The organism is Mycobacterium sp. NPDC050853, from assembly GCF_040653875.1.
GTDB lineage: Bacteria > Actinomycetota > Actinomycetes > Mycobacteriales > Mycobacteriaceae > Mycobacterium.
In genome coordinates this window covers 12,962-35,208 of sequence record NZ_JBFAGW010000003.1, presented here as the reverse complement: position 1 = coordinate 35,208, position 22,247 = coordinate 12,962, and the positions used below count along the sequence as shown (strand labels likewise).

The following is a 22,247-nucleotide window of genomic DNA, read 5'->3' as shown; positions in this document are numbered from 1 at the left end:
AGGCTAAGCCGCCGGGCCCTGGGCACGGCACAGGTTTCCCTCCCAGCGGGAGACCAAATGTGCAGGCGCAGGCCGATGTCCGGTGAGCGGAACAACCCCCTGCTGCGGGTATGAATTCGCTGTACAAACAGCCCTATGACGACAGCCCAGTCAGATAGCGATACCGTCAAAATCCGGTGCATCGAGGCAGACACCGCACCAACCCGGTTCGCCCGCGGCTGGCACTGCCTTGGTCTTATCAAGGACTTCGGGGATGGAAAGCCGCACTCCATCAACGCCTTCGGTCAGAAGCTCGTGGTCTTCCGTGGCGCGGGGGGCAAGATCAGCGCGCTGGATGCCTACTGCCGGCACATGGGCGGCGACCTCAGCCAGGGCGAAGTCAAGGGTGACGAGATCGCCTGTCCGTTCCATGATTGGCGTTGGGGTGGCGACGGACGCTGCAAAAAAGTGCCCTACAGCCGACGTACTCCGAAGCTTGCCCGCACCGCCACCTGGACCACCCTCGAACAGGACGGCATGCTGTTTATTTGGAATGACCCACAGGGCAATCCGCCTCCGGAGAATGTCACGATTCCGCGCATCGCGGGTGCCGACAGCGACGAGTGGACCGACTGGCATTGGTACACAACGGTTGTCAATACCAACTGCCGCGAGATCGTGGACAACGTGGTGGACATGGCGCACTTCTTCTACGTGCACGGTGCGCTGCCTACGTACTTCAAGAACATCTTCGAAGGCTCCGTCGCCACGCAGTACATGAACGGCGGCACCCGCCCGGACATACCCAGCCCCGAGGGCGTGGAAATGATCGGGCAGACCTCTGTCGCGTCCTACTACGGGCCGTCCTTCATGATCGATGATCTCACTTACCACTTCGTGGGGTATGACTCGAACTCCATCCTTATCAACTGCCACTACCCCATCGATGCGAATTCCTTTGTGCTGCAGTACGGAATCATCGTTAAGAAGTCCGATGGGCTATCGGATGATGCCGCCATGGGCGCTGCGGTCGCACTGGGCGACTGGGTAAAGATCGGGTTCGAGCAGGATGTGCAGATCTGGAAGAACAAGGCGCGCATCGACAATCCGCTGCTCTGCGAGGAGGACGGTCCGGTGTATCAGCTGCGGCGCTGGTACCAGCAGTTCTATGTGGATACCGAGGATGTCGCCGCCGAGATGGTCGACCGGTTCGAGTATGAGGTGGACACCACTCGCCCCGGAGAAGCCTGGAAGTCGCAGATCGAGGAGAACCTCGCCGCGATGGCCGGGAGCGCATCATCGTGATCCGCGCCGACAACCGCCTGGCGGACTCACCGATGGTTTCTGTCGGCTGCCAGCTGTGTGGCGCAGAGGTTTTGGCACGCAAGAGCAGCTGGCAACAGACCAGCGTGCAGTGGAACGCCGGGGCGGAGTCCCGGTGTCCGCAGCGACGGAACTGCACGGGGCTGTTCCTGGTCTGTACCGAATTGCGTGGCTCGATTCTGGACGCCGCACGTAGCGGACGCCTCCCCGTCCTCACCGAGGAGTACGGCGTCTAGGGCTTCGTCAGCAGCTCATCAACATCGCGGCACAGCCGCTCGATCGCGATGTCCGCCAGGTTCAGGCTCGACATAGTCATGAATCCGTGAATGGCGTTCTCATACCTCCGATATCGCACCGGAACTCCAGCCTCCTTGAGTGCACGGGCGTAGGCCTCGCCCTCGCTGCACGGCGGGTCATACCGAGCCGTCACCACCACCGCCGGAGGCAGGCCCGCCAGATCCGCGCGCAGCGGCGCCGCATACGGGTGGGTGCGCAGAGCGCAATCGGGGAGGTACTGGTCCCAATACCACCGCATCGCGGCGCGGGTGTTGTAGTAGCCCTTCGCGTACTCCCGGTAGGAAGGGGTGTCGAAGTCCGCGTCCAACACCGGATAGATGAGGACCTGACCTGCTAGCGCCGGTCCTCCCATATCGCGCGCCATCAGTGCGGTGACCGCAGCAAGGTTCCCTCCGGCACTGTCACCGCAGACGATCACACGCTTGGGGTCGCCTCCCAGCGCGCGGGCATTGCGCACCACCCAACACGTCGCGAGGAACATGTCCTGCGCGGCCGTCGGCCATCGATGTTCCGGGGCGCGCCGGTAGTCGACCGACACGACCACCGCGGGCATCTGTCCGGCCAGCCGTCGGCACAGCCCATCATGAGAGTCCATATCGCAGAACACGAATCCACCGCCATGAGCGAAGACGACGGTGGGCAGCGGGCCCGACACATCGGGGCGGTACACCCGGATCGGTATCTCACCGCCGGGCCCGGAGGCTGTCTCGTCGGTCACCGTGCGCATCGGCAAGAGCGCGGCGGGGGGAGCGTATCGGGCACGAATGGCAGCGCGAGCCTTCACTCCCGTCATCGTCTCGACACGCGGGAACCCCTCGTTCAGCGCCGGAAGCAGAGCCGCGATTTGTGGATCGAGCGTCACGCGTACTGCAACGTGCGCGCAGAGATCTCGCGGCGAGCGGGGGCGGGGCGCAGCGGCCGGATCGGCTGCAGGGTCGGGGCCACCCGGGTCGGACCGTTCTCGACATTGCGCCAGATGCCCATTGCCGTCATACGCACCGGCGCCACCAGTCGTTGATCGAAAGTCATCCGGGTTATCGGCCCACAGACCGACACCGCGGCAACGGCATCGCCGATGCTTCCAATCGGGGCCGCTACGCAGCCGATGCCCTGCTGCAGCTCCTCGCGATCGAAGGCGACGCCGTGTCCACGAACCTTGTCGAGCTCCGGCCGCAGTTGAGCTGCCGAGCCGATGGAATAGCGCGTCTTGCGGGCCAGCGCGGTGAACCCGTCGAGCGTCTCACCCTGATACGCCAGGATCGCCTTGCCGGAGGCCGTACAGTGCGCCGGCTGCCGACCACCGATGCGGGTGGCGACGGCGGCGCCCATCCCCGCACCGATTTTCTCCAGGTAGACGACGTCCGTGCCGTCGAGGATCGACAAGTGGACCACTAGCCCGGTGGCGCGATGCAGCTCGTGCAGCATCGGCAGCGCCGCCGCGTGCAGCCGGTCCTGGTGCACCGCGAGGGAGCCGAGCTCCACCAGCCGCGTGCCCAGCTCATAGTCACGGCCGTCGCGTCGCAGCCAGCGCAGCTGCACCAGCCGCTCCAGCATGCGGTGCACGGAGGAGCGAGGGAGGCCGGTACGGCGGACGAGCTGCGCCAGCGTGAGCCGGCCTGGGCCGTCAAAGGCATCAAGCAGCAGAGATACCCGGTCGATGACCGCGCTCGGGGTGGCCGACTCGGCGGTGATGGTGGTCATGGATGAGCCGCTCGCGCGAAGATCGTCGGTCATGGTGCCCTCCCACGGCATTGGGGTCTCGGTCACATATGACTATTAGTCATATAACTGTTTGTACCATGGGTGTGTCCGGCGACACAACCCCGCGTGATCCCCAAACGCGAACAGACGCTTAGTGCACGCGCATCCTGCGATTTGCGTGCACTAAGCGTCTGTTCGCGAGAGAGAAGGGGGCTACATGGCCGCCAGCGGCTCACTGCCCGACCAGTCGTGGCCCCAATAGCTGTCCGCGGTGATTTCCTCGGCGGTGTACGACGTTTCTTCGACCCGCATGCCTTCGGTGCCGAACTCCATATCCCAACCGCCGGGCGCCCGGACGTAGAAAGACACCATCTTGTCGTTGGTGTGCCGTCCCAAGGTGGAAGAGAGCGAGTACTCGTCCTTGAGCACTCGATCCAGGGCCTGACCTACCGCGTCGAGGCTGTCCACCTCGACCATCACATGCACCAGTCCCGGCGCACCCCCGTGGGGCGCCGGGCACAGCGCCAAGCTGTGATGACGCTCGTTGATCCCCAGGAATCGCACGCGCATCGGGCCGAATTCCGGTGGCGCGGGTATCCGGAACGCTCCCCGAGGCCGGAATCCCAGCACCTCGGTATAGAAGGCGAAGGCACCGTTTGGATCGGTGACCGGAAGCACCACGTGACCGAGGCCCTGAACGCCGGTTACAAACCGGGCGCCGAACGGCGTCACCACGGGGCTATGGTCCAGCACCGGGCCGTGGAACACCTCGAGCGTGGTGCCGACGGGATCGGTGAAAGTCACCACCTCCTCGACCCGCCGGGCATCGGCCTCCTCGACGGACAGCTGTTTGACGGCGGTACCCGACGCCTCGACCGCCCGCACGACGTCGCGCAACGCCTCCCCGTCACGCACCTCCCAGCCGACCGTCATAGCCTGGTCCGAGTCACCCGGTACCACCACGATGCGCGCAGCGCGTTCATCCATCCGCAGATACAGCGCGTCGTGATCGGGGCCGCTGCCCTCGGCGAAGCCGAGAATCTCCAAGGCGAAATGCCGCCAACGGTCCATGTCCTGGGTCTGCACCGTGATGTACCCCAGGCTTTTCAGCTCGGCCATCAGATCATCGCCCTCAGTGGACCCTGCGGCTCGACGCCCAGCGAGCTGAGTGCCGAGGCGTGGAACACCGTGCTGGGCACGTGAATTGCGTGGGCGAGACCGGTGTGGGCGTCACGCCAGTACCGCTGCAGCGGTTTGTCCAACCGCATCGCGTTACCACCGGAGCGAGAGAAGATCTGGTCGACGGCCATCACGGCGCGCCACGCCGCACGAACCTGGGTACGACGGCCCGAGGCACGGTCCTCGAAGGACACCTCCTTGCCGGAATCGACCATGTCCCAAATCTTGTCGACGTTCGCGAGGATCTCCTGACGAGCGGCGTTGATATCCGCGGCGGCCTCACCGATCGCGAAGAGCACGTACGGATCGTCCTTGACGGCCGTGCCCTGAGCCCCGACACGCTCCCGCTGATAATCCAGATGCGCGGCCAAAGCGCCCTCGGCGATACCGATGACCGCCGAGCTGATGCCCAACGGGAACATCGTGGACCATGGCATCCGGTACAGCGTGTCGGTCATCCCGGCTTTGCGCTGCGCGGTGCCGTCGATCACCTCGTCACCGTCCATAACGCGATACGAAGGCACGAACGCGTCCTTGACGACGATGTCCTTGGAGCCCGTACCCCGTAGTCCCACCACATTCCAGGAGTCTTCGACGATCTCGTAGTCCTTGCGCGGCAGGATCATGTGCAGCATCTTCGGCGGCATCAGCGGCTTCCCGTCGGCGTCGCCTCGTAGGGCACCGAGGATGATCCAGTCACAATGATCGGTGCCGGAGCTGAACTGCCACCTCCCGTTGAAGACGTATCCACCGTCGACGGGCTTGGCGATACCCGTCGGTGCGTAGGGGGAGGCCATCCAGACGTCCTGGTCCTCGCTCCACATCTCCTCCGCGACCTTGGGGTCGGCAAATGCGACCTGCCAGGGATGCACCCCCACCACACCGCAGATCCAGCCGGAGGCCGGATCCAATGACGCTGTGGTCATGACGGTTTCGGCGAACTCCCGAGGATGCACCTCGTAGCCGCCGTACTTCTTGGTCTGCAGCAGCCGGATAGAGCCCGCGGACTTGAGCATCTTGGCGGTCTCGTCCGGCAACCGGCCCAGCTTCTCCGCCTCCCACGCCTGTTCACGCAGCTGGTCGGCGATATCGTTGATGCGATCGATTACGCGTTCGGTCATGCGCTCGATAGTGCGCCCGTGGAGGCACCCCCATAGGGCGTTTTCCCGATCAGCGGTCCGTTGAATCCGATTGACCGGTCACTGGGAATGCACCCGCGGTCCGAGGCCGCCCCAACCTAATCTCGCCGTCGTGAAGAACTTCGACGTGGTGGTGGTTGGCGCCGGTTTCGCGGGGTTGTACGCCCTACAGCGGCTGCGGTCCCAGGGCCTATCGGTGATCGTGTTCGAAGCAGGCTCCGATGTGGGCGGCACCTGGTTCTTCAACCGCTACCCGGGCGCGCGTTGCGATGTGGAGAGCATCGACTACTCGTATTCGTTTTCCGATGAACTGCAACAGGATTGGGACTGGACCGAGAAGTACGCCACCCAAGAAGAGATCCTGCGATACATCAACCACGTCGCCGACCGGTTCGATCTGCGCCGCGACATCCGCTGCAATACCCGGGTCATCTCGGCGACCCTGGACGAACAGAGCACGCGTTGGGCTGTTCGCACCGATCGGGGCGAAGAGGTGACCGCGCGGTTCTGCGTGATGTCCACCGGCGCGCTCTCCACCGCGAACACACCCGACATCCCGGGCCGCGATACGTTCGCCGGCGAGCTGTACCACACCGGGCACTGGCCGGCCGCCGACGTCGACTTCACCGATAAGCGGGTTGGGATCATCGGAACGGGGTCATCGGGTATCCAGCTGGTACCGGTCGTCGCCGAGACGGCAAAGGAGCTCCTAGTCTTCCAGCGCACCGCCAATTACAGTGTCCCCGCCGGAAATACCGATATCGCCCCCGAGCAACGCGCCGAACTGAAGGCCACCTATGACCAGCGGCGACGGCAGTCCCGGGAGAGCGGCGGCGGCTCCCCGCATCAGGTCTATCCCAAGAAGACCTTGGAAATCTCCGCACCAGAACGACGTGCAGCTTTCGAGAAGCGCTGGGATCTCGGTGGAGTCCTGTTCGGAAAGACCTTCCCTGATCAGACGACCGATTTAAACGCCAACGACGAGGCTAGGGCCTTCTTCGAAGAGAAGGTGCGCGCCGTCATCGACGATCCCGCCGTCGCCGATGTCCTCATCCCCAAGGACCACCCAATCGGCACCAAACGAATCTGCACTGATACCAATTACTTTCAGACGTTTAATCGGGGCAACGTGAATGTGATAAATCTTCGAGAGGCGCCAATCGAGTCGATCGATGTCCACGGAATCGCCACCACCGAAAACCACTACGGCCTCGACATGATCATCTTCGCCACCGGGTTCGATGCCATGACCGGAGCCCTCAATCGGATCGACGTCCGGGGCCGAGACGGGCACCCGCTCAAGGACGCCTGGCATGCGGGTCCTCGCACCTACCTGGGTCTTGGGGTCGACGGCTTTCCCAATCTGTTCATCGTCACCGGACCGGGCAGTCCATCTGTGCTCGCCAACATGGTGCTCGGCGCCGAGCACCATGTTGACTGGATTGGCGATCTACTGAAACACATGGTGGAGCATGACTTCTCGACCGTGGAGGCCGAGCCGCAGGCTGTCACGGACTGGGTGGCCGAGTGCAATGAGCGCGCGGCAGCCACCATGTTCCCCAAGTCCAACTCGTGGTATCTCGGTGCGAACATTCCCGGCAAGCCACGGGTTTTCATGCCCTTCATCGGCGGCTTCGGCGTGTACGGAACCATCTGCGCCGATGTCGCCGCCAGCGGCTACAAGGGCTTCATCCTGAGCGGGAGCACCGCGTGACACGATTGGCCGGAAGGGTCGCGGTTGTCACCGGTGCCGGTAAAGGCATGGGCCGCACGCATTGTGAACGTCTGGCCGAGGAAGGTGCCGACGTCATCGCGATCGACCTGCCCGGCTCCACCGAGCTCGCCGACACAGTCAAAGAGATTGAATACCGCGGTCGCCGCTGCGTCCCTGCTTTCGCCGATGTGCGCGATCCGGAGTCGCTCACACAGGCCGTCGACGTCGGCGTGGAGGTGCTCGGGCGACTGGACATCGTCGTTGCCAACGCCGGAATATACGAAAGCCTCGGGCCGTCCTGGGAACTGACCGAAGATGCCTGGCGACGCTCGCTCGACGTGAACCTGACGGGTGTCCTGCACACCATCCAGGCGGGAATTCCGCACCTGACGTCCGGTGGTTCGGTCGTCATCATCAGTTCCACCAACGGCCTCAAGGGCACTCCCAACACCGCCCACTACACCGCCGGCAAGCACGCCGTCGTCGGCCTGGCTCGCACAGCGGCCAATGAGCTTGGGCCGCTAAATATTCGGGTGAACACGGTGCATCCGGGTGCGGTTAATACCGGGATGATTCTCAACCCCGCAGTCATCGCCCGGCTGCGTCCGGATCTGGCGCATCCCACCGAGGAGGACGCTGCCGAGGCCCTGGCCGCCCGCACCTTGTTGCCTGTGCCGTGGGTGGAGACGGTGGATATCAGCAATGCGGTGGTCTTCCTGGCCTCCGACGAAGCGCGGTACATCACCGGCACCCAGCTGGTGGTCGACGCCGGATTGACGCAGAAGGTGTGATGAGCCGCTTGCGCGAAGAACATGGAGGTCCGATGTGACGGGACGACTGACAAGCAAGGTTGCCCTCGTGACGGGTGCCGCCCGGGGGATCGGGCGTGCACAGGCGGTGCGGTTTGCGCAGGAGGGGGCCGACATCATCGCTCTCGACATCTGTGCGCCCGTGCACACCACCGTCACCCCGCCCGCGACACGTGAAGATCTCGACGAGACAGCAGATCTCGTGGAGGCCGAGGGACGCCGAGTCATTCCAGGTGTGGTCGACGTGCGCGATCTGCGCAGCCTCGAGACCTTTGTCACCGATGCGGTCACCGCGTTCGGCGGACTGGACATCGTCTGTGCGACCGCCGGCATCACCTCGCGTGCCACCTTGTCTGAGATGACCGAAAGTACCTGGCAGACAATGCTCGATGTCAATCTGACGGGGGTGTGGCACACCGCCCGAGCCGCCATCCCGCATCTGATTGCCCGCGGCGGCGGCTCGATGGTGCTTGTCAGTTCCATCGCCGGACTACGTGGTCTCATCGGGGTATCGCACTATGTCGCGGCCAAGCACGGGGTCGTCGGGCTGATGCGCTCGCTGGCCGCAGAGCTGGCTCCACACAAGATCCGGGTCAACACCGTCCATCCGACCAACGTGGATACCCCGATGATTCAGAACGACCACGTACGACGGATGTTCCGGCCGGATCTCGAAGAGCCCACCCGGGAGGAGTTCGCTCAGGCCGCGAAGACCATGAACATGCTCGACGTGCCGTGGGTGGAACCCCTGGACGTCGCCAACGCATCGCTGTTCCTCGCCTCAGAGGAGGCCCGGTACATCACCTCGGTGGCGCTGCCGGTGGACGCGGGCAGCACGCAGCGCTAACTTCTCATCGAAAATCGACTTTCCACGGATCTAAGGTGGAGAGATGGACGTGCTCATCTCGGCCGCCGAACTCGCTGACCGGCTCTCTGACGTCCGGCTGCTCGACGTGCGCTGGACCGTCATGCAACCCGATGGCCGCCCGGCCTATCTGGAAGGCCACCTTCCCGGTGCGGTACTCGTGGATCTCGACGCCGACCTGGCGGACCACTCAGCCGCGGGTCGCGGACGCCATCCGCTGCCCACGCCGGATGCCTTCCAAACCAGCGCCCGCCGCTGGGGTCTCAACGGCGGCGACTCCGTGGTCGTCTATGACGACTGGAACGGGCAAGCGGCCTCACGTGCCTGGTGGCTGTTGCGTGCCGCCGGGGTGTGCGATGTCCGGATTCTCGATGGGGGTTGGGCGGCCTGGCAGCGCTTCGGGGGACGAATAGCGACAGGAGCCGTCGTCGCCGAGCCCGGCGACGTGACCATCACCTCCCTCGACGGGCTGGCCTCTGTCGATATCAACGAGGTTGCCGTCCAATCGAAGTGGGGCGACATCTGCATTCTGGACGCCCGCGCTTCGGCCCGCTACCGCGGAGACGAAGAGCCTCTGGACCCGCGCGCCGGACATATCCCCGGTGCCGTCTCCGCCCCGACGGCCGAAAATCTCAATGCGGACGGGACCTTCCGTATACCGGCTGAGCTCCGCGAACGGTTCAATGCACTCGGCGCCGGCGAAGGCCCCGTGACGGTGTACTGCGGTTCAGGGGTCACCGCGACCCACCAGATCGCCGCGCTGGCCGTCGCGGGATATGCGGCCACCCTGTACCCAGGATCCTGGTCGGAGTGGTCGAGCGACCCGGAGCGTCCGGTCGCCACCGGACCCGATCCGATCTAACGGATTACAGAGCCAATCCCACTGCCAGACAAACTATTCCGAGAAGCGGCGGCACCAGCTGTTTCAAGGCGGCCGAGGCCTTGTCCGGGGACGAGATCAACAGCACCAAACCGGCCGCGACCATGGATCCCGCGCCCGTGAACACCAGCGTGGCGCCGACCGCCGTGCAACCCCGCGCCCAGAACACCGTCCCGACCGCGATGGCGATCGCCAGGAACAGGTTGTAGAAGCCCTGGTTGAAGGCGAGCGGTTTGGTGACCTCGGCTTCCTCAAGGGTGCGGACACCGAAGATCTTCCGAGTCTTCTCACCGGTCCAGGCGATCGACTCCAGATAGAAGATGTATACGTGGATAAGCGCGGCAATTCCCGTCAGCACCAGTCCTGCGATGATCATGCTGCGGAAGCCTAGCCCTCATACCTTCTCGACGGGCTCGCCTCGGCGCACCGACGTATCAGCGACCGGCTTGCTCCTCGGTGATCCGCTGGTCCAGCTTTGCGTCGAACTTATCGGCAAGCGCCCCGCACGCCTTCGGGTCGATCATCGGGTTCGGATCACCCTCCACGGCAAGCCTGTTCAGCTTCTCGATATCGCCCGCCTGCTCCGGATGGACAGAGAACAGGATGTCGCAAGGTAGGTCGCGCACGGTCTGGATGCTCCGCCGGAACTGCGCCTCCAGCGGAGTGATGCGGAAATCCCCTGTCGCCACGGCATTGAGGCTGTCTGCATACACCATGTTGAGGCACCGATCACCCTCACACGATTTCCAGGTCCAACTGACACCACCCGGTGTATGACCCGGAGTGAAATGCGCCGTCACGGCAGTATTTCCGAGTTGCACCACCTCTCCGTCGGCGACTTCCCGCACCCGCTCGACCGCAGGGAAGGCGGCGTTCGCGCCATCGGAAGCCTGCGGATCATCCGCAGCCACATGCCCGTCGCGCAGCGATTTGGCACCGGAGGGGCTCGATACCGCGGTGGCGCCGCTGTCGTGGACCACCGCCGCGACACCGCCCGCGTGGTCGTAGTGGGTGTGGGAGGTTAGGACGTACTTCACGTCCTCGACGGCGAACCCCAGCGTGCGGATGTTCTCCTCGACCACCGGCGCCGACTGTGGCATGCCCACGTCCAGCAGGACCAGACCGTCATCCGTCCGAATCAACACCGAACTGATGCCCTCGGTCCCGACGTAATACGTGTCCCCATGTACCCGAATCGGCGCGCGCGGTTGCGTCCACTCCGGCTGACCGGCCATGGAGGTGATCGTCGGGGGAGTGCGTTCGAGCTGGTCACGCCCCTCGGAGGGCGCACCGCAGCCCGCGGTCAGGGCGACGAGACCGGCAATGACGGGCAGCTTCATGGTCTCCATGCCTATCACCCCACCCAACACCTCAGCACCCGAATTTAGACGCGTGCTTCGATAACACCATGCAACGCACCATCTACACCGAGGACCACGAGGCGTTCCGGGAGTCGGTCAAGGCATTCGTACAGCGTCACGTCGAGCCGCGCGCCGAGAGTTTCATCGAGCAGCGCTATATCGATCGGGAGCTCTGGGAAGAGGCCGGTAAGCAGGGCTACCTGGGGCTCGACGTGCCCGAGGAGTACGGCGGCAGCAGTGCCGGAGACTACCGTTACAACGCGGTCCTGCAGGAGGAGCTGGCCCGCTCCAGCGCCGCCCTAGCCTCCTCGATGTCGATTCATTTCGACATCGTGGCGCCCTACTTGGTCGAGTTGACCACCGACGAGCAGAAGCAACGCTGGCTGCCCAAGTTCTGTAGCGGCGAGATGATCACCGCCATCGGGATGACGGAGCCGTCCGGTGGCTCCGATCTTGCCGCCCTCAAGACGACCGCCGTCAAGGATGGTGACGACTGGGTCATCAACGGCTCCAAGACGTTCATCACCAACGGCTCACGCGCCGATCTCGTCATCGTCGCCGCGCGCACGGCGCCCGAGCTGAAGGCCAAGGGCATCACCCTGTTCGCGGTAGAGGAGGGCATGCCCGGGTTCGAACGCGGCCGCAAGCTGGACAAGGTCGGCCAGCCCGAGGCCGACACCGCCGAGCTGTTCTTCACCGATGTCCGGGTACCCGCCGAAAACGTCATCGGCGAGGTCAACCAGGGATTCGTCGCCATGATGCAGCGGCTGCCCCAGGAGCGGATGGGCTGCGCGGTGTCCAATATCGCCCATGCGGCCGGAGTGCTCGAGGAGACCATCGCATACGCCAAAGAGCGCAAGGCCTTCGGCCAGCAGATCGGCAGCCTGCAGTACAACAAGTTCCTCATCGCCGAGCTCGTCACCAAACTCGAAGCGGCACAGGTGTATGTCGATCAGGGCGTGCTGGCGCACAGCAAGGGCGAGCTCACCGCGATCGACGCCGCCAAGGCCAAATGGTGGTCCTCCCAGGTGCAGAACGAGGTCATCGACGCGTGCGTGCAGCTGCACGGCGGCTACGGCTACATGAAGGAATACCGCGTCGCACGGGCCTGGATGGACGCGCGGGTAACCAAGATCTGGGCGGGCTCCAACGAGATCATGAAGGAGCTCATCGGCCGCGACCTGGGCTTCTGAGTCCGGTCACCGGGTCGGGGTAGGAAGGACACCATGACCGAAGACGGACGTATACGAGTTCCGGCCGACCTGGACTCGGTAACGAACACGGCCGACGAGGATCACTCCGGGATCGACCCGGCCGCCGTCGAACGGATTTGGCAGGCCGCCCGGTACTGGTACCAGGCGGGTATGCACCCGGCGATCCAGGTGTGTCTGCGGCACAAGGGGAAGGTGATCCTCAACCGCGCGATCGGGCACGGCTGGGGCAATGGGCCCGACGATCCGGCCGACGCAGAGAAGATCCCCGTCACCACCGACACACCGTTCTGCGTGTACTCGGCAGCCAAGGCCATGTCGACGACGGTGGTCCACCTGCTGGTCGAACGGGGCGCGCTATCGCTCGACGATCGTGTCTGCGAATACCTGCCCACCTTCACCAGCCGCGGCAAGGATCGCATCACTGTCCGACACGTGATGACGCACAGCGCGGGCATCCCCATCCCCACCGGGCCGCGGCCAGACATCAGCCGGATGAACGACAGCGAGTACACCCGCGAGCAGCTCGGCCAGCTGCGGCCGTTGTATCGGCCCGGGCTGGTGCACATGTACCACGCACTGACTTGGGGACCGTTGATACGCGAGATCGTGCTCGGTGCGACCGGCAAGAGCATCCGCGACATCCTCGCCACGGAAATCCTTGATCCCCTTGGATTTCGGTGGACCAACTACGGTGTGGCGCCGGAGGACGTGCCGCTTGTCGCACCGAGTCACCCGACTGGCAAGCCGCTGCCCGCACCCATGCGTGCGGCCTTCCGGGCGGTCGTCGGCGGGACCATGCACGAGATCATCCCGATGTCGAACCAGCCGTTCTTCCTCACCGGCGTAATACCGTCGTCCAACACCGTCTCCACCGCGAACGAACTGTCCCGATTCGCCGAGATATTGCGCCGCGGAGGGGAACTCGATGGTGTGCGGATCATGTCACCCGAGACGATCCGCGCCGCGGCGGCACCGGCCCGACGTCTGCGTCCCGATATGGCGACCGGCGGCATGCCGATGCGCTGGGGGACCGGATACATGTTGGGCTCCAAGCGATTCGGTCCGTTCGGACGCAATTCACCCGCCGCGTTCGGTCACACCGGACTGGTGGACATCGCGGTATGGGCGGACCCTGCGCGTGCGCTGTCCGTTGGCGTCGTCAGCAGCGGTAAGCCGGGTAACCACAAGGAGGCCAAGCGGTATCCCGCACTCCTGGACCTGATCGCCGCAGAGGTCCCGCTCGCGACTATTTGACCGCTAGCGCATACTGCGTACAGTGTAAACTAGGCCGGGAACAAGGTCGGGGATCAGTGCACGACTGACCCAAAGAGAGATGCCATGAAGTTCCACCATGCACGTCTACGCCAGATCGCGCTCACCAGCGCAGTCAGCCTTATCGCAGGACTCACCGCGACAATCGTGGTGGCACCGGCCGCATTCGCGGCACCGGACTGCAGCCGCGAAAGACTGTCCGACACCGTCGACTCCACCACCATCGCGGCCCGCGGGTACCTAGACGCCCACCCGGATGCACGCACGGTGTTTGATGCCGCTCCCAACCAGTCCCGGCCCGAGGCGGCCGCCAACATCCGCACGTACTTCACCGCTCATCCCACGGAGTACCACGAGTTACGCGGAATTCTGGCCCCGATCGGCAACGCCCAGCGCGAATGCAATGTCACCGTGCTACCGGCAGGCCTGGCCACTGCCTATGACGAGTTCATGGCCGGCTGATCCCGCTGGCGCTAGAGCTCAAGCCTCTCGCCCAGAATTCTGTTGTGATCAACCCGAATCGACGGCCGTCGGCGATCGGAAGCCACCGGCCACTCGCTCGGATTTATGTCCGGTATTGCGGCGTGGCCGGCCCTAGGCCACTTCCAGATGTTCACGGCGACAATCCCTACCGGCTGCCGTCGAAGCCTTCTTACGCACTGGCAACCAAACAAGGGCTACAACGACCACACTCAGAGTAGCCACCGGGACATCACCGATCAGGTGCATGCGATGCGCAGGCGAGATGAAACCCATCGTGAACATCGAAACCATGTGCAGACTCTGCGATACAAGGAAAACGTCGATCACATACCGATACTTGACAGGGTCGTTTCCCGATAACGCCAGGTAAATGCCCATGCCAATGTTAACCGCGCAGAGCATCACCTGGTACTCAAGACCGCTGCTGCCCCACGAAACGAGGTGCCCCATCGTGCTGCCGTGCTCGTCGCCAAGTGGGGTCATCGCAAGCAGCGGCATCGCCGCGAACGAGTACGCAATGAAGGCAACACCAACGATGCGAAGTCCCCAACGAAGAAGAGGCGATTCCAAGTCTCCGAACCACCGATAGCCCTGAACCGAATTCCCAGTACGATTAGTCATAGCCTTTAAGACACCACCGACCGCTCGGATGTGACATGGGTGGGGAGTCAGGTGGGACAAAACCTCCAGGAATCACGCTCGTTGCCTGGGCCGCCGAGTGAGGTCGTCGGTGGCGAGATCCAGTGCGCGGTTGAAGACATACGTAAAAAGTGGTCGCGCAATCGCACGGGTAAGAAATGCCCCGAGTAGCGGAACCCGCAATTCGAAGCTTGAGGTCCATACAACGTGCGTGCCGCCGTCGACCTCGGCGAAACTGACCCGGCCGTTCTCGTGGCGCGCGGGGGGAAACACGCGGTAGACGTGGTAATCGAACACTTCCGGTGGCGTGTAGGCGGTGATGCGTTCCCAAAACACTCCGAATACCCCGACCAACATCCGGACAGCGCCGAGTCCGTAGCGTGCCGTCTCGCCAGGCTCGGCAACGTGCTCATGAAAGATGCCGCGTATTCGAGTGTAGTTGTGCGCGTTGCTGATCCAATCAAATACCGCCTGGCGCGGGGCGGCGATAGTGCGTTGCACGGTAACCGTTTCCATGTCTGTGCCCTTTCCTCGTGCGTCATATGCAGGATTGCGTGCCGGTTGCGGCGGTCAGGTCCTGCACTGCGTGGTTATGTCACCGCGGTAGGCAGTCCGTCCAACACGGCCAGAACCAGTAGGTGGCTGGCATCGATGAGTTGCGTGCAGGGGCGGCGGCGGTCTTCGAGTAGCCACTGGGCGGCGATCGTGGTGATGGCGCCGATGATGCCCTGGGCGATGAGATGCAGCTGTTCGGTGGGGAGCTCGCCGGCGGCGAAGACGTCCGGGGCCAGTGCCTGGACTGTGTAGGCGAATCGTTCGGTTTGAGCCACATACGCGGCGGAAACGGCTGGACTGACTCCGAGGATTTCGAGCAGCGTGATGCGGGCGCGCCGCTGGTCGGCTTCGATGGCACCGAAGTAGCCGGACAGTGCCGCACGCAGTTGGTCATCGACGGTGGTGCCCGCCTCCGTGACGGCACGGACCATGGCCTCAAGGATCTCATCCGTGCACCGTTGATAGCTGGCTAGTAGCAATTCCTCACTGCTGGAAAAGGATTCGTAAAAGTAGCGTTTCGAAAGACCGGCGCGTGCGCAGAGGTCGTCGACGGTGGCCGCCCGGTAACCGACAGTCCCAAACAGATCGACCGCCGCATCGATGAGCTGCGTGCGCCGCTGTTCGATCCGCTGTTGCGGTGTCACGCCCCGATATGGCCGAACCAATGGCTGCACTCTATTATCTTGACACGGCGTGGTTCCTAATATCAAACTAGAACGATGGCGTTTCAGAAACGAACGGGCGCGCGGCCCGGTGCCCGATAATCGCGGTGGACTGATCCGGCCCCGCACCGCAGCCGGTCACTACGCACGGTTGTTGTCCCCGAACGTGCTGTCGGCCGCACGCGTGGGCCTGGAGCGTGATGTCACGATGCGGGCCAACCGAATCGCGAACGCCGTGCGCGTGGCCCGTCGACCCGGCCACACCCGGATGCGAGGGCTAATCGCCTCACCCGGTGGCGCGTTGCGGTGGCGTGCGGTGCCCAGCCCGGCGCCTCCCGGCCCACTTGGTGCGCTGGTCCGTCCGATTGCCGTCGCGACATGCGACGCTGACCGGGCGATGATGTTGGGCCGCAGCATCTTTCCACTGCCCTTGCATCTCGGACACGAGGCCGTCGCCGAAGTCGTGCAGATCGGAGCCGAAGTGAGCGGGGTACGTGTCGGCGACCGGGTTGTCGTTCCGTTCCAGATCAGTTGCGGCCAATGCACGGCGTGCCGACGCGGTCATACCGCCAACTGTCTATCGGTGCCACCGACATCGATGTACGGGTTCGGGCTATCCGGTGGCTTGTGGGGCGGGGCCCTAGCGGACCTGATGGCGGTGCCTTTCGCCGACGCGATGCTTGTCGGCCTGCCGGCGGGCCTCGCGCCGACTGCGGCGACAGGCGTGGCCGACAACATCTGTGATGCCTACCGACAGATCGCCCCACACCTGCCCGGGCTACTAGCGGCGGACCCCGACACGCAGGTTCTGCTCGTGGGCCGTATCGACGACAAGGATCCGTTGACCTCGGCCACGGTGCTGTTCGCTGCCCTGTTCGCCCGCGCGCTCGGCGCCACGCATATCAGCGTCGTCGATGCCAGGCCCGCATTTCAAGAACGCGCCGCGGCCCTGGGGTTCCAGACTCTCGATCCGCGACACCCGCGGGACTGGCCCGTGGCAGCGCTCACGGTGGACGCCACCGGCACCCCAGCCGGACTGCGAAACGTATTGCGGCACACCGCCCCCGATGGGATCTGCACATGCGTGTGGTCGATGCACCGGCGCGGCAACATACCCCTTCAAGCGGGGTACATGCGCAATCTGACGCTACACATCGGCCGCAGCCACATCCGCTCGCACATCCCCGACGTCCTTGACCTCATGGCGACTGGCAGGTTCCAGCCAGAGCTGGTCACCACCAACGAGGCTTCATTCGACGATGCCCCCGCCGCGCTACGCGAGCACTGCTACGGAGACGCTCTCAAAACCATCCTCACAACTCAGTGAGGTACCCCCAAGTGAACGATCACCCCACCATTCCCGAGCCCATCAACATCGCAGTCCGCGCATTGCTGCAAAGTCCGCTGCACTGGACGATGAGCCACAACACCATGCTGTTGGCAATCACTGGCCGCCGCACGGGCACGGCGTATCGAGTGCCGGTCAGTTATTCGCGCGATGACAACGATCTGGTGTGTTTCACCGACTCCCCCTGGTGGATCAACCTGCGCGGCGGCGCAGCTGTCGCAGCGACAATCCGCGGCCGGTGGCGCAACGGCACCGCACAGGTGACCTACGGCCCGGCCATCACCGAACATCTGACACGTCACATCAAGCTTGTTCCCCGCGACGCGAAGTACCACAGCGTGCAACTCGACCCGAAACGACAACCCAATGCAGCTGACATCGCCCGCGCCGCGGAGGTCACCGCGATGATCCGCGTTCAGATCGACGAGCCGCGGCAGCCCCGGCCAACACATATCAACCCGACGAGGAGACTCACATGATCATCAGAACCCTCAAGACACTCGGCTGGATAGTCGGTCTCGCGCTCATCGCACTCGGCGCAGGGCGAATCCTGTTCCCCGCCGCCACGATCCCCGGAGGCGGAGCGATGAATGCCACGCTCGACAGCGAAACCCGGGCTGCTGGAGCGCTTTTAGTGGCCTTTGGCGCCGCGTATGTCTGGGCGGTACGCACCTCGCCGATTCCTTCCGCCCTGCTGAAATATCTCGCACTAACCATGGGCCTGCTCGCCACTGCCCGGGTGGTGTCGATGGTCGCAAACGGCATTCCGCACAACGTCTTCGTTGCGGCCGCCGCCATAGAATTCGCTGCCGCCGCGCTCACCTACTGGTACTCCACCATGAACAACGAGGCACCGCTGAACCGATAACCAGCCACGGGCGTTGAGCAGTCCTCGTCACGCTCGTCTAGAGCTCCAGTCCGAGTAGTGCGTTCTCGATCAGCTCGGGCAGTGCCGGGTGTATCCAGTACTGCCCGCGCGCCATATCGCGCACCGGGATCGAGAAGCTCATCGCGGTGATCAACGATTGGATCAACGCCGACGCCTGGTAACCGACGATGTGCGCACCGACCAGCAGGCCCGTCGCGCGGTCCGCAACCAGCTTGCACAGACCCTCGGTGTCCTCCATCGCCCACCCGTACGCGATATCCCCGTAGGCCTGGACCTTGACCGCCACGTCGATCCCGCGCTGCCGGGCCTGGTCCTCCGACAATCCCACCGACGCCACCTGCGGGCGGCTGAACACCGCGCCCGGCACGAACCGATGGTCGCTGGCCGTGGTCGGGGAATCCCAGCCGGCGAGCAGATTCGCCTGCACCACCCGGGCTTCGTGGTTGGCGACGTGCTTGAGCAGATAGTGCGAGCTCACGTCGCCCAGGGCGTAAATGCCGCGCACCGGTGTGCGCTGGTACTGGTCGACCGGCACGCGTCCCTCCTCGTCGAGCGTCAACCCCGCCGCCGCCACATCCAGCTGGTCTCCGTTGGGGGAGCGTCCGGTCGCGACCAGCAGGACATCGCCCGTCACCGTCGACCCGTCGGTGAGGTCCACTTCGACACCGCCGCTATCGATCTCGCGGGCTGCCACAACTTCTGTGTTCAGGCGCACGTCCCACCGCGCCGCCACCACATCGGTGAAACGCTGCGAGATCGTCTCGTCCTGTGCCCGCAACAACCGCGGGCCGCGCGCGATCACCGTCACCGCCGACCCCAGGCCACTGAACACATGCGCGAACTCGGCGGCAATGAAGCCACTGCCCACGATCACCACCCGACCGGGCAGTTCCGGCAGACGCATGATGTCGTCGTTGGTGTGGAAGGACACGCCACTGTCGGCGATAACCGGCGGGATGACCGGACGCGAGCCCGCGGCGATCACCACCTGCCCTGCCTCCAGAATCGTCCCGTCCGACAGTTGGAGACGATGGATCGGGTCGCCCTCGGTATCGGATCCCGGCGCGATGAACCGCGCTTCCTGCTGAAATACGGTGATATTCGGGCAGTCCTCGACGCGGTAGCGCAGACCACCCTCCGCGACCGGGTCGATCCGGCCGAATACGCGTCCACGGATGTCGGCCCATCGGGTCCCGCTCACCGAGCTATCGACACCGAGTCGGGGCCCGTCTCGGGCCTCATCCGCCAGGTCTGCCGGATAGACGAACATCTTAGTGGGAATGCATCCGACGTTCAGGCAGGTGCCGCCGTAGGCGCCCCCGTACACACCGCGATCGACGATCGCGATCTGCTGATCCGCAAAACGGTCGTCGGGTAAGGAGTTTCCACTGCCGGAACCGATGATGACGAGGTCGTACACCTGTTCTCCATCTCTTGAGGCCCCATCTCTTGCGGCCGGGGCACCTCCCTCACGGTGCCATAATTTGACGCCGGGCACCCTCGTTCATGAGGCCATGTCGGCGGGCACCGCGACGGATACCCGGGTGCCCGAGCCCAGTGCCGAGGTGATGGTGACACTGCCACCGGAGGCATCAATGGGAACGGTCAGCGAGGCTAGTCCGATATGCCCGTCGGCGACCGATGCGGTGAGGCCTCTGGGATCGAATCCGCTGCCGTCGTCCGCGACGACGAGGGTGATGAGATTTCCATCCCGAGCGAGCTCCATGTGGATGTTCTTGGCACGGCCGTGTTTCACGGCATTGGTTAACAACTCCTTGGCCGCGCGGTAAACCAGCGGTTGCACCGAGGGGCTGCCCACCTCCTGTAATTCGGTGCTGACCTCGACTGTGCCCCGCGCCGCATACTGCCGCCCCAGCTCACGAATCGCCGCCGACAATCCCAGCTCGGAGAGCACCTGCGGATGCAGCGAGGACACGGCCCCGCGTAGCGCCGCAGCCGTCTCCCGCAACGAGGAATGCACCGCCTCCAGCACCGGATCCGGTTGGCGTTCAAGCACTTCTTCGATCTCCAGCCGCGCCGCCAGCAGGTTCTGCAGCGGGCCGTCGTGCAATTGTTCGGCGACTGCACGGTTATGGCGCTCGTCGGCGCGCATTGCCTCCAGTACCAGCTGCTCACGCGTGTGCAACAGCTGTCCTACATGTTCGGAACGGCGTTTGAGGACAAAGCACATCCCAGCGGTGACGATCGCCAACCACAACAATGTTGCGACGGTGACGTATTCGTCGCCGGGAATGCTGTCCAGGTTGCCGTTCCTGGTGTAGAACACCAGAACGCCGAAATACCCTGCAGCGGTGATTGTTCCAAGGATAGCCGTCACGGCCGGACGTTCTTGAAATGCCACTGAAACGGGTAGCAGGAAGAACACCGGAAGCAATTCTGAGGTGCCGTAGCCGGAGGCAACGCATAGCGCCACCACGGCGGCGATGTCGACGGCGGTGGCGGCGGGGGCCACCCACAGTGGGACGTGTCCACGAACCGCGATTGCCACCCACACGATCGCCGACACCGTGTACACAGCGAGCACGCCGTAATACACGCCGTCATGCCACATTTCGATATTGGGGTTCGACCCGAGCAGCACGATCAGCACTATCAACGGAAGCCGCAGCCAGGCTGACACTCGCATGGGTTCGGCGGTGAAGTAGTCGGCCACCCGGTCCAGCTGGATCGCCATGGCTACTCCAATAGCCCGCGACGCATGGCCTCGGCCACAGCCGCCGCGCGGTCGCCGACACCGAGTTTCTCGTACAACCGTTGCACATGGGTCTTCACCGTGGACGGAGCCAGGAACAGCACCTTGGCCATTGCCGGCACGGTGTTGCCGTCCGCGATCATCCGCAGCACCTCACGTTCCCGCGCACTCAGCGACGGGCCCGTGCGCTGTGCGCGCCTGCGGATCTCGCCGGCCAGGCCCGTCGTCAGACTCGCTGTCACCACATCGCGGCCCCGCGCGCACTCGAGCACCGCGCTGACCAGTTCTGCGCGCGTGGACTCCTTCGACAGGAAACCCGCGGCGCCCTGTTCCAGGGCGTGATACACGATCGCCGCGTCATCGTGAGCCGAGAGCAGCAGCACCCGGGTGGGCAGCTCATCGCGTTGTACGGCGGCCGCCACCTGGGTCCCGTCCAGCTCCGGCATCCGGTAGTCGACAAGCGCGACATCGGGCAGGTGCTCTCTGATCAGCGCGAGCGCGCTAGCACCGTTCTCCGCCTCCGCCACCACCGTTATCTGGCCGCTACCGGTCAGCGCCCGGACCACGCCCTCACGGAAGAGCGGGTGATCGTCACCCACCACTACCCGCACCAGCTCGGCGCTCACCTGCACAAACGCAAGCTTGGCACGCCAAATCGGGGCGTGTCCCCCAATTGGTGGACATCAACATCATCCCCCTGATCGGCCACTTGCCCGACAGACTTTCCCGCCGCCACGCCGCATCGTTGCAGTATCACCAAGCAGCCCGGTGATCCAACTCAAAGCCTTACTGGCACAGGAGAAATCATGAAGAAGTACATCATCGCCGGAACCGCCGCCGCCGCTCTCGCACTCGCGCCCCTCGGCTTCGCCCTGGGCACCGCGTCCGCCCAGACCGACGGCTCGAACGCCCAGCAGACCGTCAGCGAGCTTCAGGCACAGGGTTACAGCGTGATCGTCAGCAAGACCGGGTCCAAGGCCCTCAACCAGTGCACCGCCAGCAGCGTCCGTCCCGGACAGAGCACCACTCGGTCCGATTACGGCCTACCGAGCAACAAGCGTCCGGGCGTCTTCACCACCACCACGACCACCAAGACCATGTACGTGGACGTGACCTGCTGATACGGCGGCCATACCGAGTACATACCAACCGCGTTCCATTTGATGCCGATTCAGACACGGGTGGGTAACAGCCCTCGCCTTCCGACCAACGTGCATAAGAGACT

At 64.3% G+C, this 22,247-nt stretch carries 25 protein-coding genes; 13 read left to right on the top strand and 12 right to left on the bottom strand.

Translation table 11 applies throughout. The annotated features are described in order from the left end of the window. The first annotated feature begins 135 nt into the window (after positions 1 to 135). Together AB0H22_RS12035 and AB0H22_RS12030 are read left to right on the top strand one after the other, a co-directional pair. The gene (locus AB0H22_RS12035) at positions 136 to 1,284 is read left to right on the top strand and encodes a Rieske 2Fe-2S domain-containing protein (RefSeq protein WP_180750423.1); all 1,149 of its coding nucleotides are present in this window, start codon (positions 136 to 138) and stop codon (positions 1,282 to 1,284) included. Continuing rightward, positions 1,281 to 1,538, top strand: a complete 258-nt coding sequence (locus AB0H22_RS12030) for a ferredoxin (RefSeq protein WP_358146749.1) — start codon at positions 1,281 to 1,283, stop codon at positions 1,536 to 1,538. The genes AB0H22_RS12035 and AB0H22_RS12030 overlap by 4 nt, the downstream gene beginning before the upstream one ends. Here the strand turns inward: AB0H22_RS12030 and AB0H22_RS12025 are convergent. The 4 genes from AB0H22_RS12025 to AB0H22_RS12010 all read right to left on the bottom strand — a co-directional run bounded on the left by AB0H22_RS12025 (position 1,535) and on the right by AB0H22_RS12010 (position 5,600). Then, a complete protein-coding gene (locus tag AB0H22_RS12025) occupies positions 1,535 to 2,461 on the bottom strand; it encodes an alpha/beta hydrolase (protein ID WP_358146748.1) in 927 nt (308 codons plus the stop codon). The genes AB0H22_RS12030 and AB0H22_RS12025 overlap by 4 nt on opposite strands. After that, positions 2,458 to 3,300: an IclR family transcriptional regulator gene (locus AB0H22_RS12020; protein ID WP_358147025.1), complete on the bottom strand. Its 843-nt coding sequence runs from the start codon at positions 3,298 to 3,300 to the stop codon at positions 2,458 to 2,460. Before AB0H22_RS12020 ends, AB0H22_RS12025 begins: the two co-directional genes overlap by 4 nt. 213 nt (positions 3,301 to 3,513) lie before the next feature. Then, positions 3,514 to 4,419, bottom strand: coding sequence for a biphenyl-2,3-diol 1,2-dioxygenase (bphC, locus tag AB0H22_RS12015; protein WP_358146747.1), 906 nt, complete (start codon positions 4,417 to 4,419; stop codon positions 3,514 to 3,516). Next, positions 4,419 to 5,600, bottom strand: a complete 1,182-nt coding sequence (locus AB0H22_RS12010; protein WP_358146746.1) for an acyl-CoA dehydrogenase family protein — start codon at positions 5,598 to 5,600, stop codon at positions 4,419 to 4,421. Before AB0H22_RS12010 ends, bphC begins: the two co-directional genes overlap by 1 nt. A 130-nt stretch (positions 5,601 to 5,730) precedes the next feature. Here AB0H22_RS12010 and AB0H22_RS12005 point away from each other — a divergent pair, with 130 nt between their 5' ends. The 4 genes from AB0H22_RS12005 to AB0H22_RS11990 are packed head-to-tail and all read left to right on the top strand — an operon-like array spanning position 5,731 to position 9,868. Further along, positions 5,731 to 7,332, top strand: a complete 1,602-nt coding sequence (locus AB0H22_RS12005; protein WP_358146745.1) for an NAD(P)/FAD-dependent oxidoreductase — start codon at positions 5,731 to 5,733, stop codon at positions 7,330 to 7,332. Then, the gene (locus AB0H22_RS12000; protein ID WP_180750417.1) at positions 7,329 to 8,123 is read left to right on the top strand and encodes a mycofactocin-coupled SDR family oxidoreductase; all 795 of its coding nucleotides are present in this window, start codon (positions 7,329 to 7,331) and stop codon (positions 8,121 to 8,123) included. The genes AB0H22_RS12005 and AB0H22_RS12000 overlap by 4 nt, the downstream gene beginning before the upstream one ends. A 34-nt stretch (positions 8,124 to 8,157) precedes the next feature. Next, a complete protein-coding gene (locus tag AB0H22_RS11995; protein WP_358146744.1) occupies positions 8,158 to 8,988 on the top strand; it encodes a mycofactocin-coupled SDR family oxidoreductase in 831 nt (276 codons plus the stop codon). A gap of 43 nt (positions 8,989 to 9,031) precedes the next feature. Then, a complete protein-coding gene (locus AB0H22_RS11990; protein WP_358146743.1) occupies positions 9,032 to 9,868 on the top strand; it encodes a sulfurtransferase in 837 nt (278 codons plus the stop codon). A 4-nt stretch (positions 9,869 to 9,872) separates the two neighbouring features. Here AB0H22_RS11990 and AB0H22_RS11985 read toward each other — a convergent pair whose 3' ends face one another. Together AB0H22_RS11985 and bla are read right to left on the bottom strand one after the other, a co-directional pair. Further along, the gene (locus tag AB0H22_RS11985) at positions 9,873 to 10,262 is read right to left on the bottom strand and encodes a DUF1304 domain-containing protein (protein ID WP_180750414.1); all 390 of its coding nucleotides are present in this window, start codon (positions 10,260 to 10,262) and stop codon (positions 9,873 to 9,875) included. Positions 10,263 to 10,320: 58 nt separating this feature from the next. Beyond that, on the bottom strand, positions 10,321 to 11,235 hold the full coding sequence (bla, locus tag AB0H22_RS11980; protein WP_358146742.1) for a subclass B3 metallo-beta-lactamase: 915 nt from the start codon (positions 11,233 to 11,235) through the stop codon (positions 10,321 to 10,323). A gap of 59 nt (positions 11,236 to 11,294) precedes the next feature. Here bla and AB0H22_RS11975 point away from each other — a divergent pair, with 59 nt between their 5' ends. From AB0H22_RS11975 to AB0H22_RS11965, 3 genes are all read left to right on the top strand, one after another. After that, positions 11,295 to 12,440: an acyl-CoA dehydrogenase family protein gene (locus tag AB0H22_RS11975; RefSeq protein WP_180750413.1), complete on the top strand. Its 1,146-nt coding sequence runs from the start codon at positions 11,295 to 11,297 to the stop codon at positions 12,438 to 12,440. Between the two features lie 33 nt (positions 12,441 to 12,473). Further along, on the top strand, positions 12,474 to 13,715 hold the full coding sequence (lipE, locus tag AB0H22_RS11970; RefSeq protein WP_358146741.1) for a lipase LipE: 1,242 nt from the start codon (positions 12,474 to 12,476) through the stop codon (positions 13,713 to 13,715). An 84-nt stretch (positions 13,716 to 13,799) separates the two neighbouring features. Continuing rightward, a complete protein-coding gene (locus AB0H22_RS11965; protein ID WP_358146740.1) occupies positions 13,800 to 14,195 on the top strand; it encodes a hemophore-related protein in 396 nt (131 codons plus the stop codon). A 132-nt stretch (positions 14,196 to 14,327) separates the two neighbouring features. Here AB0H22_RS11965 and AB0H22_RS11960 read toward each other — a convergent pair whose 3' ends face one another. The 3 genes from AB0H22_RS11960 to AB0H22_RS11950 form a co-directional block, all read right to left on the bottom strand. Next, complete coding sequence (locus tag AB0H22_RS11960; protein WP_358146739.1) at positions 14,328 to 14,837, bottom strand: hypothetical protein; 510 nt, start codon at positions 14,835 to 14,837, stop codon at positions 14,328 to 14,330. 72 nt (positions 14,838 to 14,909) lie between these two features. Continuing rightward, entirely contained in the window at positions 14,910 to 15,371 is a 462-nt protein-coding gene (locus tag AB0H22_RS11955) for an SRPBCC family protein (protein ID WP_180750409.1), read from the bottom strand. 74 nt (positions 15,372 to 15,445) lie between these two features. Next, positions 15,446 to 16,084, bottom strand: coding sequence for a TetR/AcrR family transcriptional regulator (locus AB0H22_RS11950; protein WP_180750408.1), 639 nt, complete (start codon positions 16,082 to 16,084; stop codon positions 15,446 to 15,448). Between the two features lie 79 nt (positions 16,085 to 16,163). Here AB0H22_RS11950 and AB0H22_RS11945 point away from each other — a divergent pair, with 79 nt between their 5' ends. The 3 genes from AB0H22_RS11945 to AB0H22_RS11935 are packed head-to-tail and all read left to right on the top strand — an operon-like array spanning position 16,164 to position 18,288. Continuing rightward, the gene (locus tag AB0H22_RS11945) at positions 16,164 to 17,399 is read left to right on the top strand and encodes an alcohol dehydrogenase catalytic domain-containing protein (protein ID WP_358146737.1); all 1,236 of its coding nucleotides are present in this window, start codon (positions 16,164 to 16,166) and stop codon (positions 17,397 to 17,399) included. Positions 17,400 to 17,410: 11 nt separating this feature from the next. Beyond that, positions 17,411 to 17,899 (top strand): nitroreductase/quinone reductase family protein, encoded by a 489-nt coding sequence (locus tag AB0H22_RS11940; RefSeq protein WP_358146736.1) that lies wholly within the window; start codon positions 17,411 to 17,413, stop codon positions 17,897 to 17,899. Next, positions 17,896 to 18,288: a DUF4345 domain-containing protein gene (locus tag AB0H22_RS11935; protein ID WP_180750405.1), complete on the top strand. Its 393-nt coding sequence runs from the start codon at positions 17,896 to 17,898 to the stop codon at positions 18,286 to 18,288. Before AB0H22_RS11940 ends, AB0H22_RS11935 begins: the two co-directional genes overlap by 4 nt. A gap of 37 nt (positions 18,289 to 18,325) precedes the next feature. Here the strand turns inward: AB0H22_RS11935 and AB0H22_RS11930 are convergent, their stop codons facing one another. The 3 genes from AB0H22_RS11930 to AB0H22_RS11920 all read right to left on the bottom strand — a co-directional run bounded on the left by AB0H22_RS11930 (position 18,326) and on the right by AB0H22_RS11920 (position 21,633). Next, positions 18,326 to 19,729 carry a mycothione reductase gene (locus AB0H22_RS11930; RefSeq protein WP_180750404.1) on the bottom strand — a complete coding sequence of 468 codons (1,404 nt, stop codon included), beginning with the start codon at positions 19,727 to 19,729 and terminating at the stop codon, positions 18,326 to 18,328. Positions 19,730 to 19,813: 84 nt separating this feature from the next. Then, the gene (locus tag AB0H22_RS11925) at positions 19,814 to 21,004 is read right to left on the bottom strand and encodes an ATP-binding protein (RefSeq protein WP_180750403.1); all 1,191 of its coding nucleotides are present in this window, start codon (positions 21,002 to 21,004) and stop codon (positions 19,814 to 19,816) included. A gap of 2 nt (positions 21,005 to 21,006) precedes the next feature. After that, positions 21,007 to 21,633 carry a response regulator transcription factor gene (locus tag AB0H22_RS11920; RefSeq protein WP_180750815.1) on the bottom strand — a complete coding sequence of 209 codons (627 nt, stop codon included), beginning with the start codon at positions 21,631 to 21,633 and terminating at the stop codon, positions 21,007 to 21,009. 195 nt (positions 21,634 to 21,828) lie between these two features. On the opposite strand from AB0H22_RS11920, the gene AB0H22_RS11915 reads away from it, so the two are divergent. After that, positions 21,829 to 22,143 (top strand): hypothetical protein, encoded by a 315-nt coding sequence (locus AB0H22_RS11915; RefSeq protein ID WP_180750402.1) that lies wholly within the window; start codon positions 21,829 to 21,831, stop codon positions 22,141 to 22,143. Positions 22,144 to 22,247: the final 104 nt, after the last annotated feature.